Source organism: Traorella massiliensis (assembly GCF_900104665.1).
GTDB lineage: Bacteria > Bacillota_I > Bacilli_A > Erysipelotrichales > Erysipelotrichaceae > Traorella > Traorella massiliensis.
Window position 1 is genome coordinate 297971 of record NZ_LT629967.1, and the last position, 19552, is coordinate 317522.

17 protein-coding genes are annotated in these 19552 nt (G+C 33.7%); 6 read left to right on the forward strand and 11 right to left on the reverse strand.

Annotated features, from left to right (window positions below):
- Window position 1: 1 nt before the first annotated feature.
- The gene (locus BQ5367_RS02580; protein WP_071441004.1) at window positions 2–1054 is read right to left on the reverse strand and encodes an inorganic phosphate transporter; all 1053 of its coding nucleotides are present in this window, start codon (window positions 1052–1054) and stop codon (window positions 2–4) included.
- Window positions 1055–1404: 350 nt separating this feature from the next.
- Between BQ5367_RS02580 and BQ5367_RS02585 the strand changes: the two genes are divergently transcribed.
- Window positions 1405–2031 (forward strand): DUF4230 domain-containing protein, encoded by a 627-nt coding sequence (locus tag BQ5367_RS02585; protein ID WP_071441005.1) that lies wholly within the window; start codon window positions 1405–1407, stop codon window positions 2029–2031.
- Between the two features lie 86 nt (window positions 2032–2117).
- Here the strand turns inward: BQ5367_RS02585 and BQ5367_RS02590 are convergent, their stop codons facing one another.
- Window positions 2118–3869 (reverse strand): ABC transporter ATP-binding protein, encoded by a 1752-nt coding sequence (locus tag BQ5367_RS02590; protein WP_071441006.1) that lies wholly within the window; start codon window positions 3867–3869, stop codon window positions 2118–2120.
- Window positions 3844–5670, reverse strand: a complete 1827-nt coding sequence (locus BQ5367_RS02595; protein ID WP_071441007.1) for an ABC transporter ATP-binding protein — start codon at window positions 5668–5670, stop codon at window positions 3844–3846. The genes BQ5367_RS02590 and BQ5367_RS02595 overlap by 26 nt, the downstream gene beginning before the upstream one ends.
- 201 nt (window positions 5671–5871) lie before the next feature.
- On the opposite strand from BQ5367_RS02595, the gene BQ5367_RS02600 reads away from it, so the two are divergent.
- Together BQ5367_RS02600 and BQ5367_RS02605 are read left to right on the forward strand one after the other, a co-directional pair.
- Window positions 5872–6330: an NUDIX hydrolase gene (locus BQ5367_RS02600; protein ID WP_071441008.1), complete on the forward strand. Its 459-nt coding sequence runs from the start codon at window positions 5872–5874 to the stop codon at window positions 6328–6330.
- 73 nt (window positions 6331–6403) lie between these two features.
- Window positions 6404–6592: a hypothetical protein gene (locus BQ5367_RS02605; protein ID WP_071441009.1), complete on the forward strand. Its 189-nt coding sequence runs from the start codon at window positions 6404–6406 to the stop codon at window positions 6590–6592.
- 92 nt (window positions 6593–6684) lie between these two features.
- On the opposite strand, the gene BQ5367_RS02610 is transcribed toward BQ5367_RS02605, so the two are convergent.
- The 6 genes from BQ5367_RS02610 to BQ5367_RS02635 form a co-directional block, all read right to left on the reverse strand.
- On the reverse strand, window positions 6685–7137 hold the full coding sequence (locus BQ5367_RS02610) for a hypothetical protein (RefSeq protein WP_071441010.1): 453 nt from the start codon (window positions 7135–7137) through the stop codon (window positions 6685–6687).
- A gap of 4 nt (window positions 7138–7141) precedes the next feature.
- Window positions 7142–7609 (reverse strand): hypothetical protein, encoded by a 468-nt coding sequence (locus BQ5367_RS02615; RefSeq protein ID WP_071441011.1) that lies wholly within the window; start codon window positions 7607–7609, stop codon window positions 7142–7144.
- A gap of 164 nt (window positions 7610–7773) precedes the next feature.
- Window positions 7774–8682, reverse strand: a complete 909-nt coding sequence (gene miaA, locus BQ5367_RS02620; RefSeq protein ID WP_071441012.1) for a tRNA (adenosine(37)-N6)-dimethylallyltransferase MiaA — start codon at window positions 8680–8682, stop codon at window positions 7774–7776.
- Between the two features lie 10 nt (window positions 8683–8692).
- The gene (gene mutL, locus BQ5367_RS02625; protein ID WP_071441013.1) at window positions 8693–10510 is read right to left on the reverse strand and encodes a DNA mismatch repair endonuclease MutL; all 1818 of its coding nucleotides are present in this window, start codon (window positions 10508–10510) and stop codon (window positions 8693–8695) included.
- Window positions 10511–10519: 9 nt separating this feature from the next.
- The gene (gene mutS, locus BQ5367_RS02630) at window positions 10520–13054 is read right to left on the reverse strand and encodes a DNA mismatch repair protein MutS (RefSeq protein ID WP_071441014.1); all 2535 of its coding nucleotides are present in this window, start codon (window positions 13052–13054) and stop codon (window positions 10520–10522) included.
- A gap of 57 nt (window positions 13055–13111) precedes the next feature.
- Window positions 13112–14704: a hypothetical protein gene (locus tag BQ5367_RS02635; RefSeq protein WP_071441015.1), complete on the reverse strand. Its 1593-nt coding sequence runs from the start codon at window positions 14702–14704 to the stop codon at window positions 13112–13114.
- A 73-nt stretch (window positions 14705–14777) separates the two neighbouring features.
- Here BQ5367_RS02635 and BQ5367_RS02640 point away from each other — a divergent pair, with 73 nt between their 5' ends.
- On the forward strand, window positions 14778–15989 hold the full coding sequence (locus BQ5367_RS02640) for an FtsW/RodA/SpoVE family cell cycle protein (protein ID WP_071441016.1): 1212 nt from the start codon (window positions 14778–14780) through the stop codon (window positions 15987–15989).
- A gap of 8 nt (window positions 15990–15997) precedes the next feature.
- Here BQ5367_RS02640 and BQ5367_RS02645 read toward each other — a convergent pair whose 3' ends face one another.
- Window positions 15998–16768 carry an NAD kinase gene (locus tag BQ5367_RS02645; protein WP_071441017.1) on the reverse strand — a complete coding sequence of 257 codons (771 nt, stop codon included), beginning with the start codon at window positions 16766–16768 and terminating at the stop codon, window positions 15998–16000.
- Between the two features lie 55 nt (window positions 16769–16823).
- On the opposite strand from BQ5367_RS02645, the gene BQ5367_RS02650 reads away from it, so the two are divergent.
- Both BQ5367_RS02650 and BQ5367_RS02655 read left to right on the forward strand, forming a co-directional pair.
- Window positions 16824–17369 carry a CYTH domain-containing protein gene (locus BQ5367_RS02650; RefSeq protein WP_071441018.1) on the forward strand — a complete coding sequence of 182 codons (546 nt, stop codon included), beginning with the start codon at window positions 16824–16826 and terminating at the stop codon, window positions 17367–17369.
- Complete coding sequence (locus BQ5367_RS02655; RefSeq protein WP_071441019.1) at window positions 17366–17635, forward strand: DUF1294 domain-containing protein; 270 nt, start codon at window positions 17366–17368, stop codon at window positions 17633–17635. Before BQ5367_RS02650 ends, BQ5367_RS02655 begins: the two co-directional genes overlap by 4 nt.
- A 122-nt stretch (window positions 17636–17757) precedes the next feature.
- On the opposite strand, the gene BQ5367_RS02660 is transcribed toward BQ5367_RS02655, so the two are convergent.
- On the reverse strand, window positions 17758–19401 hold the full coding sequence (locus BQ5367_RS02660) for an IS1634 family transposase (RefSeq protein WP_071440588.1): 1644 nt from the start codon (window positions 19399–19401) through the stop codon (window positions 17758–17760).
- Between the last annotated feature and the right edge of the window lie 151 nt (window positions 19402–19552).

Consider the following 19552-nt stretch of genomic DNA (forward strand, 5'->3'; position numbering starts at 1 on the left):
TTTAGAATATCCACATAAATACTTGTGCCATAATATATCCAATCAAACCACAACCTGGGAATGTTAGAATCCATGTCCAAACCATCTCTTTAACAATTCCCCAGTCTACAGCGCTCAATCTTTTCGCAGCTGCCACACCCATGATGGCAGTATTTTTAGTATGTGTCGTACTAACCGGTATTCCTGTTACAGAAGCAATTAGAAGACACCCTGCTGCCGCAATATCTGCAGAGAAACCCTGATATTTCTCTAGTCTTACCATATCCATACCTACAGCCTTGATGATTTTATAACCTCCGATAGAGGTTCCAAAAGCCATCACAGCTGAACATAGGATCATCAGCCAAACCGGAATAACAAAGTTTTCGGCATTTGCCTGTCCTTGGGCAAGAAACATTCCCAACATAAACACACCCATGAACTTCTGACCATCTTGTGCTCCATGCATAAAAGCCATTGCAGCACCACCGGTAATCTGTGCTTTTTGAAAGAATCCCTGTGTCTTCCTTCGATCTATATTTCGAAATATGAGTTCTACACCTTTTACGACGATCCAGCCCATCGCAAATCCTAAGATAGATGAAAGCACTAAACCATAAATTACATTGATCCACTCACTGCCATTAATTCCGCCAAATCCTCCTTGAAGAGCTATTGCAGCACCAGATAATCCGGCAATTAACGCATGAGATTCACTTGTTGGTATTCCAAAATACCAGGCAGCTGTAGCCCATAATACAATCGCAAATAACGCTGCACATAACGCTGTCAGTGCACTATGAGGATCTCCGCCAAAATCAACCATGTTATAAATGGTTTGCACAACGGTTGCATTGATCATGGTCATCACAAAGACTCCCAAGAAGTTGAAGACAGCCGCCATCATAATGGCTTTCCGTGGCGTCATTGATCGTGTTGATACACATGTCGCAATTGCATTTGGCGCATCCGTCCATCCATTCACTAATACGACCCCTAATGTTAATATAGAAATAATGATTAGTGCAGGATTGGCAGCAAGCTGATTAAGATACTCTGTTAAGCTAATCGACATTCTATGCTCCTTTTCTGTCATATTTATCATGACATTTCATACATTATTTTACCACAAGGCCTCTCAAGTATATATATAATTTGTAAATTCTAATAAAAAATTATCTCTTAATTACGTAAATTATTAACAAAAACTCATTTTTATGTAAATTATATGTAAAATATAGATAAATTATTCTTTTCCTTTTATAATTTTCATCATTATTCTATGAAAAAAATATAAAGATTTTGTAAAATAAAATAGACTATCTTACTTATATATTTGAATTCTAACGAATTTGTAATAATTAGTAAAGAAATATAAAAATGCATGGTATAATTCTACATGTAGATGGGAAAGGGGGATGTCTCATGAAATTTTTTGAAAAAATTCGTAATACACGAAAAACAATTTTTAGTTTACTTTTCTTAGTAATCGTAGCTTGTCTCATTTTCTTTGCTGGTATGATGTTTGCTGGTAAAAATAGTGAACCCGAAATCACTTCTACTTCTTTACAACAACAGCTTCAAGAAATCTCGGATTTAGCGGTCTTAGAGTACAACTATACCAAAGTAGGTAAGTTTGAAAATTCGCTTGAACTCAATGGATGGGATATTCCACTTACCAAGAAGAGTTTTCTGCTCACATATTCAGGAACTCTTCAAGCAGGAATCGATATGAGCCATATTGAAATATCTGTAGATGATAAAAACATTACCGTTTTATTGCCTGATGTTGAAATTATCAGTAATTTAATCGATGAAGACAGTATTGAAGTCTATGATGAAACAAAAAATATCTTTAATCCTATTAGTATCAATGACTATAAGACATTTGCTTCTAATCAAAAAAGTGTTGTGGAAGAAGAAGCTATTGAAAATGGCTTTTTGAGCGAAGCAGCAACTCGTGTTCAAAATGCGATCAGAAGTTTTTTAGAGATGATACCACAGATCAAAGAAGACTATACGATCGAAATTCAATTCCGAGAAGCTAACTAGTTAAATACGGCTATAAATATAAATGAAGTATATTTATAGCCGTTTAATATAATATAAATTATTATTAAAATTCAAAGACTCTTTTTTTATAAAGCATAGTTTTGCGCTTGGGTCATAAACAATTTATAATAAAGACTTTCTTTCTTTTCCATTAAATTTTTATGTGTATCAAAATCACTGATCCTACCGCCATCAATCACTAAAATACGATCACAGAAAATAGAAGAGGACATACGATGTGAAATATAGATGGCCATTCTCTCTTTTGCCAATTCATTGAAATTTTCATAAATCTCTGCTTCTGCTATTGGGTCTAACGCACTTGTAGGTTCATCCAGAATCAATAAATCTGCCGGTTTTGCTAATGCTCGAGCAATTGCAATTTTTTGATTTTGTCCTCCTGAAAGCTCCACACCCTTTTCATCATAAGCTTTAGAAAGAATTGATTGCCACTTATTTGGTAATTGTTCAATAACTTCTCCAACTCCGGTATCATAAGAAAGCTCTCTCGCCTTTTCTTCATCAATATGAAAAGATATATTATCCTTGATCGTAATCGCAAACATTTTATAATCCTGAAAAACACTGCTGACCATTGACATATAAGAACGATGATCATATTCACAAATAGGTACATCATTTATTAAGATCTGTCCTTTTGTTGGTTCATATAAACGACAAATCAATTTTACGATCGTCGTTTTTCCTGCACCATTTAATCCAACGATAGAAATTTTTTCATTTCTATAAATTGTAAACGTAATATCATCTAATATCAGCTTATCTGTATTTGGGTAAGCAAAACTGACATGATCAAAGGTAATGCTTCTAATTTCTTTCAATTCTACTTTTCCTTCATGCTGATCTTCTTGAATATCCAATAATTCAAGAAGAGGTTTTACATATTCAATCGAACGCATAAAATTACTGCTGACTTGAATCATATTTGTGATACAATCTGAAAAACTGATGGCAGCCGATACAGTTAGTGAAAAACTTGAAATATTAGTCATCGTTACAATAGTTTTGATTCCTACTAATGCATATACAAAGGCCATTTGCACATAACGCACAATAGAAATAAGTGTCTGATAGAAAGACTGTTCAAGATTAAAAGAAGTGAAATAACTGGCAACGATTTCCGCAAAGCCATTAAATTTTTTAAATAAGAGATTAAATTGAGAATATAATCTAAAGTCTTTACCATTTTTATCTGAGATGATCGTATCCATATAATAACCATATTTATAATTGATCGGTAATAGCTCATGAAAAAACCGGATCTGTGATCTCATGGATAATTTAACTAAAATGATATTCAAAAGGATGCCAATCAACAATATAGCTACTAAGACTGGATCGAAAGTAAAGATAATAAGTCCAAGCCCTGCCAAGGATAAAATATTTGATATGATTTTAAAAAATCCATCACACAATAGATAAACGGCACCCATATTATTAATTCCCATTTGTACATTTTTCTTTAATTCCATATAATAAGGATCCTCCAAATATGCAAATGGTAAAGACATGATTTTTTCTGAAGTTTTTTGATTGATGATTTCCTGCATAGCTACACGATGAATTTCTAAGAGACGTTTCATCAATTTATTTAGTAAAAGAAGGATGATTTCTACAACAGCTATTAATGCTACCATCTGATAGGCTCTCTCTAATTGCCCCTTTTCAATACAGCCAATGAGAAGCGAAATGGTATAAGCGCTGAATATAGTTTGTGCTGATGTTACTAATGAAGAAAACATCATGACATAGAAAAATTTTTTATGTGCCTGATAAGCAAATCTCACAAATCTAGGCAAAACATTCTTTTCTTCCATCTTTCTCAACCCCTTCCTGATAATACTGTCCCTGTACTTCAAACATATGATAATATCCTTTTTTTAAAGCCATCAGTTCTTCATGAGTGCCATATTCCTGCAAACCATTTTCATCAAAGAAAGCAATTTTATCACAAAACTTTGTAGATGAAAGACGGTGAGAAATATAAATTGCTGTTTTATTTGATACCAGATCGTCAAAAGACTGATAGATATCGGCTTCAGCTAAAGCATCTAGCGCACTTGTTGGCTCATCAAGAATAACAACATTGCCATTCTTATATAAAGCACGAGCAATCGCAATCTTCTGTTTTTGTCCTCCGGAAAGATCAACTCCTTCTGGATCAATACTTTTTACTAAAGGTGTATCATAACCTGATGGTAAACTTTCTATTTTTTCTTTCAAACCTACCCGGTTTAAACACATCTTTCCTCTCTTTTTTGATGACTCATCTATATCATTACCAATTACATTTTCAAGAATCGTACCCGCATAAATTTCAAAATCCTGAAATACAGCACTAAACATCTTATAATATTCCTGTTTACAAAATTCTTTCATACTTATACCATTTATAAGTATTTCACCACTCTCTGGTTCAAATAAACCGCAAATCAGTTTCACGATCGTTGTTTTTCCTGCACCATTTGTTCCAACAATGGCTAATTTCTCTTTAGCGTGGATCTTAAAATTAAAATCTTTAAGAATATATCTTTCAGTATTCGGATAACGGAAGCTTACATTTTTAAATTCTATTTCAATTGGTATTTCTTCATCTAATGCATTTCTTCCTTGATCTTCACTATAATAGCTTTGATCTGTAATCATTTCAAAATAAGTACTGCTTAATTTTAGATCAGTCAGCATGATTGAAAGATTTTCTGAAAAAGTACGCATGATTGTTGTAAAACCAACAACTGCTGAGAGATATAGCGATACAGAAGCCAGATCAAGTCTGCCATTAAAAAATCCCTGCACGATCAAATAATACGAAAGAACATCTTGAATCAAAAGCACTGCCAACTCCATAAGCCCAATTCTTAATTTTTTATCTTCAATTTCACGAATGACTCGAATATATTGTTTTGATTTATCCTGATAAATTTTAAGAAGAGGAAATTTAAGTTCAAAAACACGTATATCTTTACCATAAGTAAAATCAGAACATGTATTATTGAAATAATGAGATTGACGAAAAGCCTTTGCTTTATCATCTTCCCTTAAATGTGCATAATTAGAAATTGAACGATTGATCCAGGTAATCATAACAGTTGCCAATACACAGATGATACCGATCCAGATACTAAATTGGCTGATCAAGATAAAGAAAATTATGATACTTATAAAATCAGCTGCCAGTATGCCTAACATATGATACACATGCTGGAAACCAACGCCATCACTTTCTAAAGCTTGAAACCCTACATTTACATGGTCTTGAAAACGAGAATCTTCGATATATTTATAATCAACATCATGATAAAACATTGCACAACGATTAAATTCATTCTGTCTTAAACGAATATACTTACTTTCAGCATATCCTCCTACCATTGTCTTTACCGAGAAACATACTACGCTTGTTACAGTTAGTACAATAACTCTCATGATCAATTCCTGCTGATCTTTAGACCCCTGAATAACATCAATGATCAGTTTCGCATAAAAAACGGAAATAATAGGAATCATCCCTCCAAAAAGAGCACTTATTACATAACATATATATAAATATCTCATATTTGCTTCTTTAATCAATTTAAGCTGTTTTTTTAATGCTGATAAGATATTGAATTTTTCCATCGTAATTCCCTTCTTTCTGTCCTCATTTTAAATTCCATATAGATAAAAGTAAATAACTTCACAGTTGAACCAGCCAACTTACGGTTGTTTTAAGCTCAACTGTTGGTTGTTTTGATATTTTTTATAGTATTTTGATTTATTTCCATATCTTTACATCTTTTCATGAATCCTTTATTATAGATGTATAGTGGAGGATAATAAATGTCAGATTATATCATGGATCTACGGAAAATAGTTGGGCATCGTCCACTGCTTCAAGTAGGAGCAAGTGTCATCGTAGAAGATGAAGACAATCGCATTTTGCTTCAATTAAGAAGGGATAATCATTGCTGGGGATATCCCGGTGGCTCTGTTGAGCTAGATGAAGAGGTGGAAAACGCTGCCAAAAGAGAACTTTTTGAAGAAACTGGTCTGATTGCACATGACTTAGAACTTTTTGGCGTTTTCAGTGGAAAAGATCTGCATTATATTTATCCAAATGGCGATGAAGTGTCAAATATTGATATCGTATTCTTATGTAAACATTATTCAGGTACGCTTACACCTCAAAAAGATGAAGTTGATGATCTACAATTCTTTTCAATCGAAACTATTCCTGATAATATTTCTCCACCAGTAAAAAAACAGATCCAATTATGGATCGATATGCATCAAAAGTAAACTTCTTCATTACATCATAAATTATTCTATGATCAATGCCTACGATAGAAATACAAGAATGGAGGTTAACATTATGACATGGAAGATGATACTCGATATGATCGTTCACATATTGATGCTTTGGGTATGTATTGATTTTGTGAAAAATAGATTTAAAAATCTAACAAAAACAAGAAAGATGATATCAATTCCATTATATTTATTTCTAGCTATATGGGCTGTATATCGTTTAATTATTGATGTAATTGAAATCATAAAATAAATAGATCATAACTTATTATTTTGAGTATGATCCTCTTACAAATAAAAAGCATGATATCCGATTTCATATCCATATCAGATATCATACTTTTTTTATTCACTATATTCGTAATAATAATCATACTGAATCAATAATCTTTCTAATATATAATCCATATAGTCTGCGTCCTGTTCATCATTAGGAACAAAGTTTTCTCCATTTACGCTCATGGATGTTTCATTGACTAAAACGATCACTTCTTCACAAGAACCGCAATAATCATTCCCATTAAAAGTTATCTTATAAATCCAATCTCCTTCAAATGGATCATCTGTCACTACTAAATTATTAGAAATGGAAGCAAAAATATCGATTGTTGAGAACCCATCTGCTCTTGTCACAAAAACATCTTCCTCTTTTTGTGCAGACTCTATTTTATAACACAGGGCATCGTAAAATAAAGATTCATCCATTTTCTTTGGACTTTGACGTTGAAGTAAAGCAAAAGCTATACATCCAATGACTACAATTGCCCCTATTCCAATTAAAACAATTTTTTTCTTCATAATATCACCTGACATCCACTTTATATTCTTCAAGCTTTTCATATAAATGAGCAATCTGATCAAATATGAGCTGATAATACTCTTCAGGATCATCAACATCTGCAACATATTTGATACCATCTACGCTTAATGAATCTTCACTTAACAAGACAACAGCTCCATCAATATCTTTATTATAAGTAATTCGATAAATCCACTCTTCATCTGCCGGCTCATTTGTTTCCACAAAGTCTAAACCATAAAAATAATGGTTTAAAGGACTTCCTGCTGCAGAATATGCTCTAATATATCGTTCATCTTTTTCCAGGATATATTCAAATTTGACTTCATTTGAAGTCATTTGGCCTCCTGCATCAGGATCATTAAAAATCGTTCCCTCTTCTACCGGCTGGTTCTTGATGAAATTTATAAATCCCCAAGCACCAATCACTATCAGACAGCCACCTAAAAGAATGAGTATTTTTTTCATCATATTATCACCTTCTCCCCTTTTCTCATTATTATGATAATGACTATATTACACTTATATATTATCTTATTTTACTTTTTGTACTAGCCTTATTTTTTACATTTTTCTATGTTATAATAACTATGTTAGGATTCATTATAAATACAAAAGCTGTGCACTTTGCACAGCTAGTTTTTTATCCATTTCTCAATGTCTTTGAATATTTTTTCTTTATAATGTTCTTCTTCAATATTGTACCAATGTACTTTCATCTGATGATTGAACCAAGTATATTGTCTTTTCGCAAAATTGCGAGAATTTTTTTTGATTCGTTCTACTGTTTCTTCAAGTGAACTTTGATTCTCAAAATAGTTCTTCCATTCTTTATAACCGATTCCTTGTAAGCTTTGAAGCTGCCAGTCAGACTCATCATGAATCAAAGTCTTCACTTCTTCTAAAAGACCTTCTTCCATCATCTGATCAACTCTTTTATTGATACGCTCATAAAGTGTTTCACGTGATGCCGTTAAGCCAATTACATATGCATCATAGATAGGCTGATGTTTTTGAGCTTCTTCTTTTTCACTTTTTTTGTTTCCTAAATGAGCTCGCATCAACGCTCTTTCAACTCGCTTACGATTATTTCTATGAATCGTTTCGCATGATTTAGGATCTACCACTTTCAACATTCCATAGCATTCATCATTGCTTCTGGAGCGTAAGAAAACTTTAAATTCTTCATCCTCTTCTTCATCTGCAAATTCATAATCATAATATAATGATTTAATATATAATCCTGTTCCTCCGCAAATGATCGCTACTTTGTTTTGAGCGCTGATTTGTTCAATATATTTTCTGGCTTCACTTTGAAATACTTTGACATTGAACTCATCTTTATAAGAAAAACAATCAATCATATGATGAACGATACCTTGCATTTCTTCAGGTTTAATTTTTGCGGTACCAATTGTCATCTCTTTATACACTTGCATAGAATCACCACTGATGATTTCACTATCATATTTTTTTGCCAGTTCAAGACTTAAACTTGTTTTTCCTACCCCTGTTGGTCCTACCAGAATGATTATTTTTTTCATATTGTCTCCTTTAACGGCTAAATTCTTTGATCAGTTGTTCATCGGTGATACAAATCATCGTTGGACGGCCATGCGGACAAGAGAATGGCTGCTCACATTTTCTTAGATCTTCTACGACTTGTTTCATTTCCTCCATATTGAGTTTTCGATTAAAACGGATACTGGAATGACAAGCCAATGACGCAAGGGCTGCCTTACGTAAGCTTTCTGCCTGAATCTGCTGATTTTTCTGATAATAGTCAAAAATATCCAGCATAAATTTAGTAATATCCGTATCTTTGAGCCATATTGGGATTTCACGCAATATCAAAGCATCTTCACCAAAGCATTCACATCTTAGCTGCATATGTGCAAGCATCCTGTTAATATCTTCTAATTGAACAAGAATAGCTGGCGATACCTTGATTACTTCCGGTATTAAAAGTGTTTGCATATCACATGGCTTGAAGATGTTGTTTCGTAATACTTCATAGTGATATTTTTCTTGTGCTGCATGCTGATCGATGATATATAAACCTTTATCTCCTTGTGCAAGTATATAGTTGCCATGGAACTGTCCAATAACGCTAAGATTTGGGAAAGATGGATTTACTGCAGGTTGCACTGTTTCTGTAAAGTCCATGCTTTTTTCTTCTTTAGGTTGTGATACCTCAATATTATCATTTGTTACTTCTTCTTGCACATCATTTATCTTTTCTTCTTCATGTGCTTTTTCCACTGTACTTTGATATCCTGCGAAGCTTTCATGTACTTCCTGATGAAGTGATACTTCATTTGGATAAATATCAAAAGTCGGCATTTCTACCTTGATTTTCTCTCTTACAGGCTGCATTTCTGGAACCTGCAGTTTATTTTTCAATGCATTTTGAATCGTTGTATAAACAAGATTTTCCAGCTGCTTTTCTTTTGAAAGACGAACTTCCCATTTTGAAGGATGAACATTAACATCTAAAAGCTGGGCGTCCATCGTTACATTTAAGACAACGATCGGATAACGATCAGATGGCATATAAGCATGATACGCATCTTGTATTGCCTTATAGATTCGGGGGTGCCGTACCATACGCTGATTGATATAAACATACATATAATATTTAGTAGCACGATTGATATTGGGCTGGATCGCATATCCTTCAATCGTATAGTCATCATCTTTTCCATAAATAGGAATGGCTCCCTTAGCTGTTTCCCTGCCAAAAATCTGAAAGATCACTTCCTGTAGATTTCCTTTTCCTCCGGTTTTAAATGTTTCGATTTGATTATGTGTCAGAAGGAAAGAAATATTAGGATATCCTAACGCAAATTTCTGAATGACATCACTGATCAGTGAAAATTCATATTGTGTCGTCTTTAAATGTTTATAACGGGCCGGAGTTTTCGCAAATAGATTTTCAATATCGATCTGCGTTCCTTTTGGTGTTGCATATTTTTTATAAGTGACTCTTTCTCCATAAAAGACTTGGATCATCGTAGATTCATTACCATTATTTGTCTTCATGGTAACCTCACTGACAGAAGCAATCGAAGGAATCGCTTCTCCACGAAATCCCAATGAATGTATATTCCACAAATCACTTTCTTCCCTGATTTTACTTGTCGCATGACGTTCAAAAGCCATAGCAGCATCTTCATGATCCATGCCGTCACCATCATCAATGATCGTAATTTTAGAAAGTCCGCCATCCATAATATGTACTTCAATATGTGTCGCATGAGCATCAATAGAGTTTTCTACACATTCCTTAACGATCCCCATCGGTCTTTCAACGACCTCTCCGGCAGCGATCATATTCGTAATATGTTTACTTAATTGTCTTATTTTGGCCATAGGACCTCCTTATCTCTGATTCAGTTTTTCCTGAAGCTTATATAAATATTCAAGTGCCTGCTTCGGTGAAAGAGCATCTACATCCATCTGTGCAATCTGATCGCAAAGCTGTTTCTCAAATACATTTTCTTCTTTTTTAAATTCATAATGTCCTGCCAGATTTAAATCAAGCTTGGTCTGATTTTCAAGTCCTGCCAATATTTGATTCGCTCTTTCAAGAATAGATTCTGGTAACTTTGCCAAACGGGCAACATTGATACCATAACTCTTATCTGCTTTACCTGGAAGTACTTTATAAAGGAAAGTTACATGGTCATTTTCTTCATGAACTTCAACATGTAAATTACGGATAGAATCATATTCTTCCTCCAAAGCTGTTAATTCATGATAATGGGTAGAAAAGAGCGTTTTCGCATGAATGGTCTGATTGATATATTCTATCATTGCATGTGCCAATGACATACCATCATAAGTAGATGTTCCACGTCCAATTTCATCAAATAGAATCAATGAATTTTCAGTAGCATGAGTTAATGCCTGATTTGCTTCCATCATTTCTACCATGAAGGTTGACTGCCCACTCATGATATCATCACTTGCACCGATTCTTGTAAAGATCTTATCAAAAACCGGCAGCAAAGCTTTTTTAGCTGGGACGAAACAGCCAATTTGAGCCAATATCACGATACTTGCCATCTGTCTCATAAACGTAGACTTACCACCCATATTGGGACCTGTAATGATATTTACATTCTCATTTTCTTTCATCACTAAAGAATTAGGAATATAACGATTTCCTTTCAGCATTTTTTCTAAGATCGGATGGCGTCCATCAATCACTTCAATTTCATGCTTATCAGTAAATATAGGACGGATATAACCATTCTCATTAGATACGACCGCTAATGAATACAGACAGTCAATGATCGCACAAGCATGAGCACATTCATGTAACTTTGGCAAATAACTTTTAATTTGCGCAATCAATTCATTAAATAAATTGACTTCACGACGAATGGCTCTTTCCTGAGCATGCAGGATCGCATCTTCGTGATCTTTCAATTCCTGGGTTACATAACGCTCACAATTGGTCAGTGTCTGTTTACGAACATATCCATATTCATCTTTTACTAATGGTACATTTCCTTTAGAAACTTCAATATAATAGCCAAATACTCGATTATAACCTACTTTTAAATTTTTGATCTGTGTCTTTTCTCTTTCTTTTGCCTCAAACTCTAAGATCCATTCCTGACCACTTTTACCAAGTCGACGATATTCATCCAGTTCTTCATCATAGCCAACTACAAAGACATTGCCATCTTTTACATGTACACTTGGCTGATCCACAAAGGCACCCTTTAGTTTTTCATAAAGTGGCTGACATGGATCACATTTAGCCAGATAAGCATAAGGTTTACAGTCTTGGATAATATCTAAGATCTTAGGTATGACAGAAAGTGTCTGTGCTAGGCGAACACAATCTCGAGGGTTTGCTGTTGAGATTGCTACTCGTGCACATAATCGTTCAAGGTCATAAACATTTGATAGATATTCTTTCAATTCATCCTTCACAATAAAATTTCCATTTAAATAATCAATTGCATCTTCTCTTTTGTTAATTTCCTTCAAATCAATAAGCGGTGCTTCGATCCATCTTCTCAGCATTCGGCTACCCATGGCACTTTCACAATGATCAAGAAAAGACCAAAGCGTCTGTGATTTTGAATTAGCTCGAAGTGTCTGTGTAAGTTCTAGATTCTGTCGAGTAGAAAAATCCATCTGCATCGTTTCTTCTTCACTGATCATTTCAACTTTACTTAAATGTGACATGACCGTTTTCTGTGTTTCTTCTAAATAATTAGTCAATTGAGCAAATGCATTTTGTATACCTTCATCATCAATATGAGATACTAAAGGCTCATATACGTCATGAATATAAAAATTATCATTTGTCGAAAGGGTGATATTCAGATCTTCAATAACTTTTTTAAACTTTGCATCAAACTTAGTCGAAACAACGATCTCTCGTACATTTTTACTTAAACATAGACGTGTCAATGCCTGAACACTGCGATCTGCTTGCTGTCCATAACATTCTCCTGTTGTGATCTCACAATACACAATGGATAGTCCAAACTGCGTATCAGCAATTGAAGCAATAAAATAGCTTTCTTTTTCATCACCGCCTTCTTCCATCCATGTTCCCGGAGTAACAATTTTAATACAGCCACGCTGTACGATCTTTCCTGCTGTCGGCTCTTCCAATTGTTCAATAATCGCAACTTTATATCCTTTTTGTGTTAATCTTTGAATATAACCATTTGCGGCATGATAAGGAATCCCGCACATGGGAACTCTTTCTTCTACGCCCGCATTTCTTCCAGTTAAGACAAGATCTAATTCCTGTGCTGCTGTTTTAGCGTCATCAAAAAACATTTCATAAAAATCACCTAATCTATAAAACACGATACAATCCTGATACTTTTTCTTTTCTTCCAGATACTGCATCATCATTGGGGTATATTTAACTTCTTCACTCATAAAAATCACTCCTGACTCATTTTATTATATCAAAAAAAGACCTTTCAAAATAGGTCTTTATTCGCTTGTTTCATCATTTTTTGTTTCATTTTGGACACGTGGAAATTCTTGAATGCTCTCTTTTTTCATACGTACGATATAGTCTTTGATCATCGTGGAAATATTACCGATACGGATCAAATAACCATTTCTACTTTCTAACAATAAATAAGCACCTTTTTTCCTCAAAGAATCATAATCTACCATTTCACGATTCACAAATTTAATCGTCAGCTTATCCGGTGTAGAATGAGCTTCAATAATATTATCAAGTCCACCAAGATTCTCTACGATTTCTTCGCAGATCTTATCTTTATCTACCATCTGGAATAAACCTAAAGCATACTTCTTAAAATAAATTCTAGTTAAGAAATAAAAGATAACTGCAACGATCAGTCCAACCGCTAAAAGCTTATAAACATTATAAGCTATATATGGATTTCTTAGATATTCCAATAAGTCTAATCCGCTACCTGGATTTGCCAGCATCAATAATTCTGAAAAGTTATATCCAACCACCACGTGAAACATCTGTAAGAAGGCATATAACAACCCCACAATAACGATATATATAAGATAAAGCATTGGTGATAAAATCAGCATCATAATTTCCGCAGGTAATGGATTACCACAAAGAATCGTTAGTAAAAAAGCAATGATGAAAAACCCTAGATATCTTTTCTTATCTTCAATATTACTGCAAAGACGATAATATGCCAAATAAAATGCCGGCATAATAAACAGATTAATCACATAATAAGGTGTAATGAAAGTACCTGACGTCATTGTGCTCATACCTGCCTGACGCTGAGCTGTCCATATCGCAACATCACCTGAAAACTTCAGCCCTACATTATTTAGCCAGCTGCCTCCCATATCACTAAACCAGAAAATCTGTCGTGGTATATCTAAAAATCCCAAAACTGCGCTAATTCTTTCATACATCCCATACAGTAATAAATTTACCGGATTTGAAATATCGCTTGCGATAACTTCAAAAAAAGAATTCATCACATTCGTTGCCAGCGGCCATACATAAGCAACTCCTATCCCGCACAAGACACTGAGAATAAGTGTCATAACTCCAGCCATCGTGTCATGATCTACAAAAGAAGTAATTCCAAAAATAGAATATTTCCTTGAACGAATATAACAGAAATGAGTAACCGCATAGGCAAGGATATAACCAAAAATACCGAGTTGATATGGTAATCTGATCGATGATAGATTTCCGCTCATTTGAGTGAAATCAATTTCGGTTACATTAAAAATTGACTGATAGAAATAACTTGGTAACGATGGATTTAAAAAGAATACCATCGAAATATGAATAACTACATAAGAAAGTACGCCGATCATTACAAGCATAGAAGATTCATATCGGTGTGATAAAATATGTATAAAGACAAGAAATGGAAAAAAATAAATAATACTTGCCCCCATATACCGAAGCAATTCAAAAACCTGTATTAAAACGGGATGATCGATTTGCCACAAAAATGTGACATTAGGATTGAGGACAGCTGTCCCTATACCAAGCAACAATGTTCCAATAAAAAGCATTTTTAATGGAAATTGAAGTATCTCTAATAATGAATGCCATTTTGACATACAATCACCTCTCATATATAATAACATTATTAAGTGTTCAGTTCAAACAACACTTTTAAGAAGGAGTGACTTCATGAATAAATATCTTCATCGTGTAAAAGAACCAAAGAAGTATGATTATATTTTGATCATAGTCGTAGGTTTATTAGTTTGTTGTAGCTTGGTTGCCATTTATTCATCTTTAAAACAGCTTCAAGCTTATCAGTCAAATATTGTTTTTACACAATTCCGTTGGGTTTTGATCAGTTTAGTAGCAGTTGCCGTCATTTTGTACTTCGGTAATGAATCGCTTTATGATTTTATTGAGATTATCTATAAGATCCTGCTTGCCCTTTTAGTTATCTTATTTATCGATATGGTTTTATATCGGCTTACCAGTCATCATCTCCCTGGTGGTTTGATCGATCAGATCAACGGTGCTATCAGCTGGTATAACATTCCCGGACTTGGTAGTTTACAGCCTTCAGAATTTATGAAAATCGTTTTGGTCATCAAAACTGCACTGATCATTCATGAACATAATGAAAATAAGACAGAAAACAGTTATGAAGAAGATATTCAGCTATTTATCAAGGTAGCAAAACTTTGTGCTCTTCCTTTAATTCTGATCCTCCTTCAGCCGGATACAGGTCTTGTTTTGATCATTGGCATCAGTGTTGTCGTGATGGTATTATGTTCCGGGATTCGTAAAGAATGGTTTTTAGTTTTCTTTACGGCAATTGTGATCATCGTACTTTTATTTCTTTATCTCTATTTTTACCAACGAGATATTTTAAATATATTTCTTCAAGATCATCAGCTAAGTCGTTTTGATGGATGGTTCTATCCGGAAGAAAGTGTATTAGAAGATGGACATCAGCTTTATACTTCACTTTTAGCGTTAGGTTCTGCCGGACTCACAGGAGTTGGCCTTCAGCCAACGACCATTCAGCTTTCAGAAGCAAACACTGACCTGATTTTTGTGATATTTGGTCAATCTTTTGGTCTTATTGGATCTTTATCCTTACTGAGCTTATGTTTTGCTCTTGATTATCGCATCTATCGTATCATTGCTTTATCAGACAATGCTATTGAAAAATATATGATGTGTGGTTTTTTAGGTATGATTGTTTATCAGCAAATTCAAAACATAGGTATGGTTGTTGGTCTATTGCCAATCACTGGTATTACCTTGCCATTTGTCTCGTATGGCGGAAGTTCCCTGCTTTCCTATTTTATTGCTCTAGGTTTTATCTTAAATGCTTCTTCTAAAGCAAAAAAATTAAGTGACTATGTCTATGACTAGTCACTTTTTTAATACAGATCTCTTAATCGTTCCAGATAATCAATATTGCGATATTTCGCAAAATGAATCTCTTTTTTACTCAATGATACTTCAATATTTTTCACATGATCTAAAGTCATATGTTTTTGATCATAACACAAAATTGCATCACTGAAATCATCACTAAAAAATTCTATTCTTCTTTTAGGATTCATGATATAAGGAACACCTAAAGAGCGATACTTATGATGATGAATTCCGGTAATTTCATGCAGCTGTAGAAGATTCAGTCCTTCTTCGATCACCGCTCCTTTCAATGAACGGTTATAAGCTGTAGAACCCGCTTGTGTTGAAACACACATTCCTGTGCCACGGAAAGTTTCAAAAGGAACACCATCAATTTTCACATTTAAAAGCTGTGTACGAACTACATTTTCAATTCTCATTTCATTCACTGCATAACAAACCTCTTTGCCGCAATTTATTTGAAGCAGAGGTACGCTTCGAATCACAGGATTCTTATTTACGATATCAAAGATACATTCATTCACTTCATCTACCGTATAATCCGTAAAAAATCCTAATGTTCCTGTATGAATGGCAAGAAAACAACAATTTTCAAGTATATCGAGATATTTATGTACCGCATATAAAAATGTTCCATCACCGCCAACACACAATATCAGTTCTGGATTTGTTTTATCATAAACTAATCCTTTTTCAGTCAACTGTTCTTTCAAATGCTGTTCAATTTGAATCGATGCTTCATCCTTTTTTGCGACAATACCAAACTTTTTCATTTCTTTCTTCCTTTTCTGCCTTCCCTATTGTATCATAAAGATATAGGTGATGAAAATGATAAATAATTTAGAAGTTGAATATAAGATATTAGTAAACAAAGATAGTTTTGAAAAACTATCTGCTTTATATAAAGATAAGATGTTTGTAAAACAGACAAATTATTATTATGATACAGAAACTCTCAACTTAAGAAATCAGAAATGTGCCTTAAGAATCCGTGAAAAAAATAATACATTTTTAATTACGCTTAAAACTCCTGCCTCAAAAGGACATCATGAATATGAATGTTATGTTAAAGAAAATTCACCAGAAGTTTTTAAAACTTCAGAAATCAAAGACATCCTTTATCAGTTAATAAAAGATCAGCCACTTATAGAACTTGGAAAATGTGTAACATATCGGGCTGTTGTCGAATTAGATAAAGCTGAGCTCTGTTTTGACATCAACGAATACAATGGCATTACCGATTATGAAATCGAGTACGAACAGACTTGTGATCATGATGGCATAACAGTGTTTAATCAAATTTTAAGTCAAGTGAATTTAAAATATGAAAAAAACTGTGCCAGCAAAATAAAAAGGACTTTAAAATCAAAATGATCTATCTAGTTGTCTATTTATTCATCATTAATATAATTACTTTTATCTATATGGGATTAGATAAAAGAAAAGCTAAAAAACATTCTTTTCGTATACCTGAAAAAGTTCTGCTTACACTGTCTTTTTTAGGTGGAAGCTTAGGCACATTGATCGCAATGCATTGTTTCCATCATAAAACACAAAAAACTATTTTTAAAGTTGGTGTTCCACTCTTATTAATCATAAATATATTTATGATTATCTTTATTTGTTCATATTTTCATTAAAGAACTTGTTGTATTAACAAGTTTTTATTAGATGAACAATTTATGTTAATTGTCGACAATTATGTTTTTTAAATCTAACGTCAACTTCTCAAAAAATTATACATCTATATAAAATGGATATGTTAATTATTAACTAACATATCCATTTGTTCATTTACAAACTTCCTGTATTCTTCTTCTGTTGCTCCCAGTGCCTTTAATATCTTTTTTTGCTTATTTGTCAGTCGATATCTTATATGATATTTCTCATCCGCTAATTTAGTTACTCCCAGCCGTTCATAATCTTTCAATACTTTCGGTACTGTGTACTCTTTTCTATTCGTTTTATACAATTCCTTTAATGACTGATAAATCTCATTCCTGATAATCAATGCTATGAATGATACGAACACTTTGCTTTCAAGTTTCTCTTCCGAATGTACTCTGAATACATCATTCCCTAAATATGTCTTTTCCATCCTGAATATCTTTTCCACCGCATCCCTATCCCGATATGTTTCCAGCGCTTCTTCTGCACTCATCTTTTTTGACGTCACTATCGCAAAATATCCCGCTTTATTTATCAGCTTCATGATTTCGTTATCTTTTCTTTGATAATTCATGAAGTATCCATTCTCATCAAATCCCAATCGATAATATTTCTCATAGCTTTTCACATCTTCTGCTTTCTTTATCTTTTTCTCTTTCTTCTTCTCTAACTCCTCATCCATCTTATTGAATCTGTTATTGATCGTAATCTTTTCTTTTTCCGCTTCTATTCCATTATAATATACATGCACATATTCTTTTTTTCCTGTATTGAATAAATCCTTCTCTACTGTCATCCCGTACAGTTCGTATCCCTGCATATAATTTGAATATCCGTTCTTTAATACTGCTCCTGCTTCTTCTGCCGCTTCCTGTATGAACTTTGCATTCCCCTTCGTCATCAGTATATAGTCATAATTATGCTTTTCGAAATACCTTATATTCCGTAATGAAAAATATCCCCTGTCCAGTATGAATCCTATTTCCCTGCATCCGTACTGCCGGGCTCTCTCCACCATCTTTTCACATTCCGTATTGTCGATGATGCTTCCCGGAAACAATTCATAGAATAAAGGCACCTGATCCGTCTGATTATATCCTATTGATAAATTCACTTGCGGTAATTCATCACGATCCTTCGCATGTCCGTATTCTGCCAATTCAAGATTTCCTGCAGCACTGTTCATATTCGTCGAATCATAAGCTATATAGATTTGCTTCTCAACATGCATATGTACCCACGATCTGATGAACAAATCGATATCCTTTACTTTTATTTTTTTAAACAGTCTTCCTATCGCATTATCATCGAAGTTCTCTGCACTGAACAATGTGTGATTATATCCATAGTCTTCAAAATACTGCATTACGTTATTTTCGCTCATCATCATATATGTCGCTATATCCAGGATCTTGTCCGAATCATCTTTGAAAATCGTCTCCAGCAGTTCTTTTAATCCATTCCCAGCACTTATCTTGTCCGCCACAAAATGAGGTCCCGCAATAACGAAGTCTGCTTTATCTCCGGGTTCATTCTGTTCATATGGAAATATTTCAAAATAGTTCCTGTTTGGAATCAGCTTTCCTTCTTCGTTAAGTTTTCCAATAGCTACTCTTACTGGTCTGGTTTGTTTTAATTCTGGCGAATATTTAACCCTTTGTGTCAAGTACACATAACTGCCACTTCTGCCTTTTATGATGACTGTTCTTTCAGGTAAATCCACAGGATTTTGATGCATAAAATCATCCTTTCTATAGATGTATATTTATACATCTATTATATCATACTCTTTCCGAACAGAAAAGCTCAAATACGCTTATTTTATCACCTATTTGAGCTATTTATATTTTTTCTTTTTTATAGATGTATAAAACTAAATTAAGTTAACG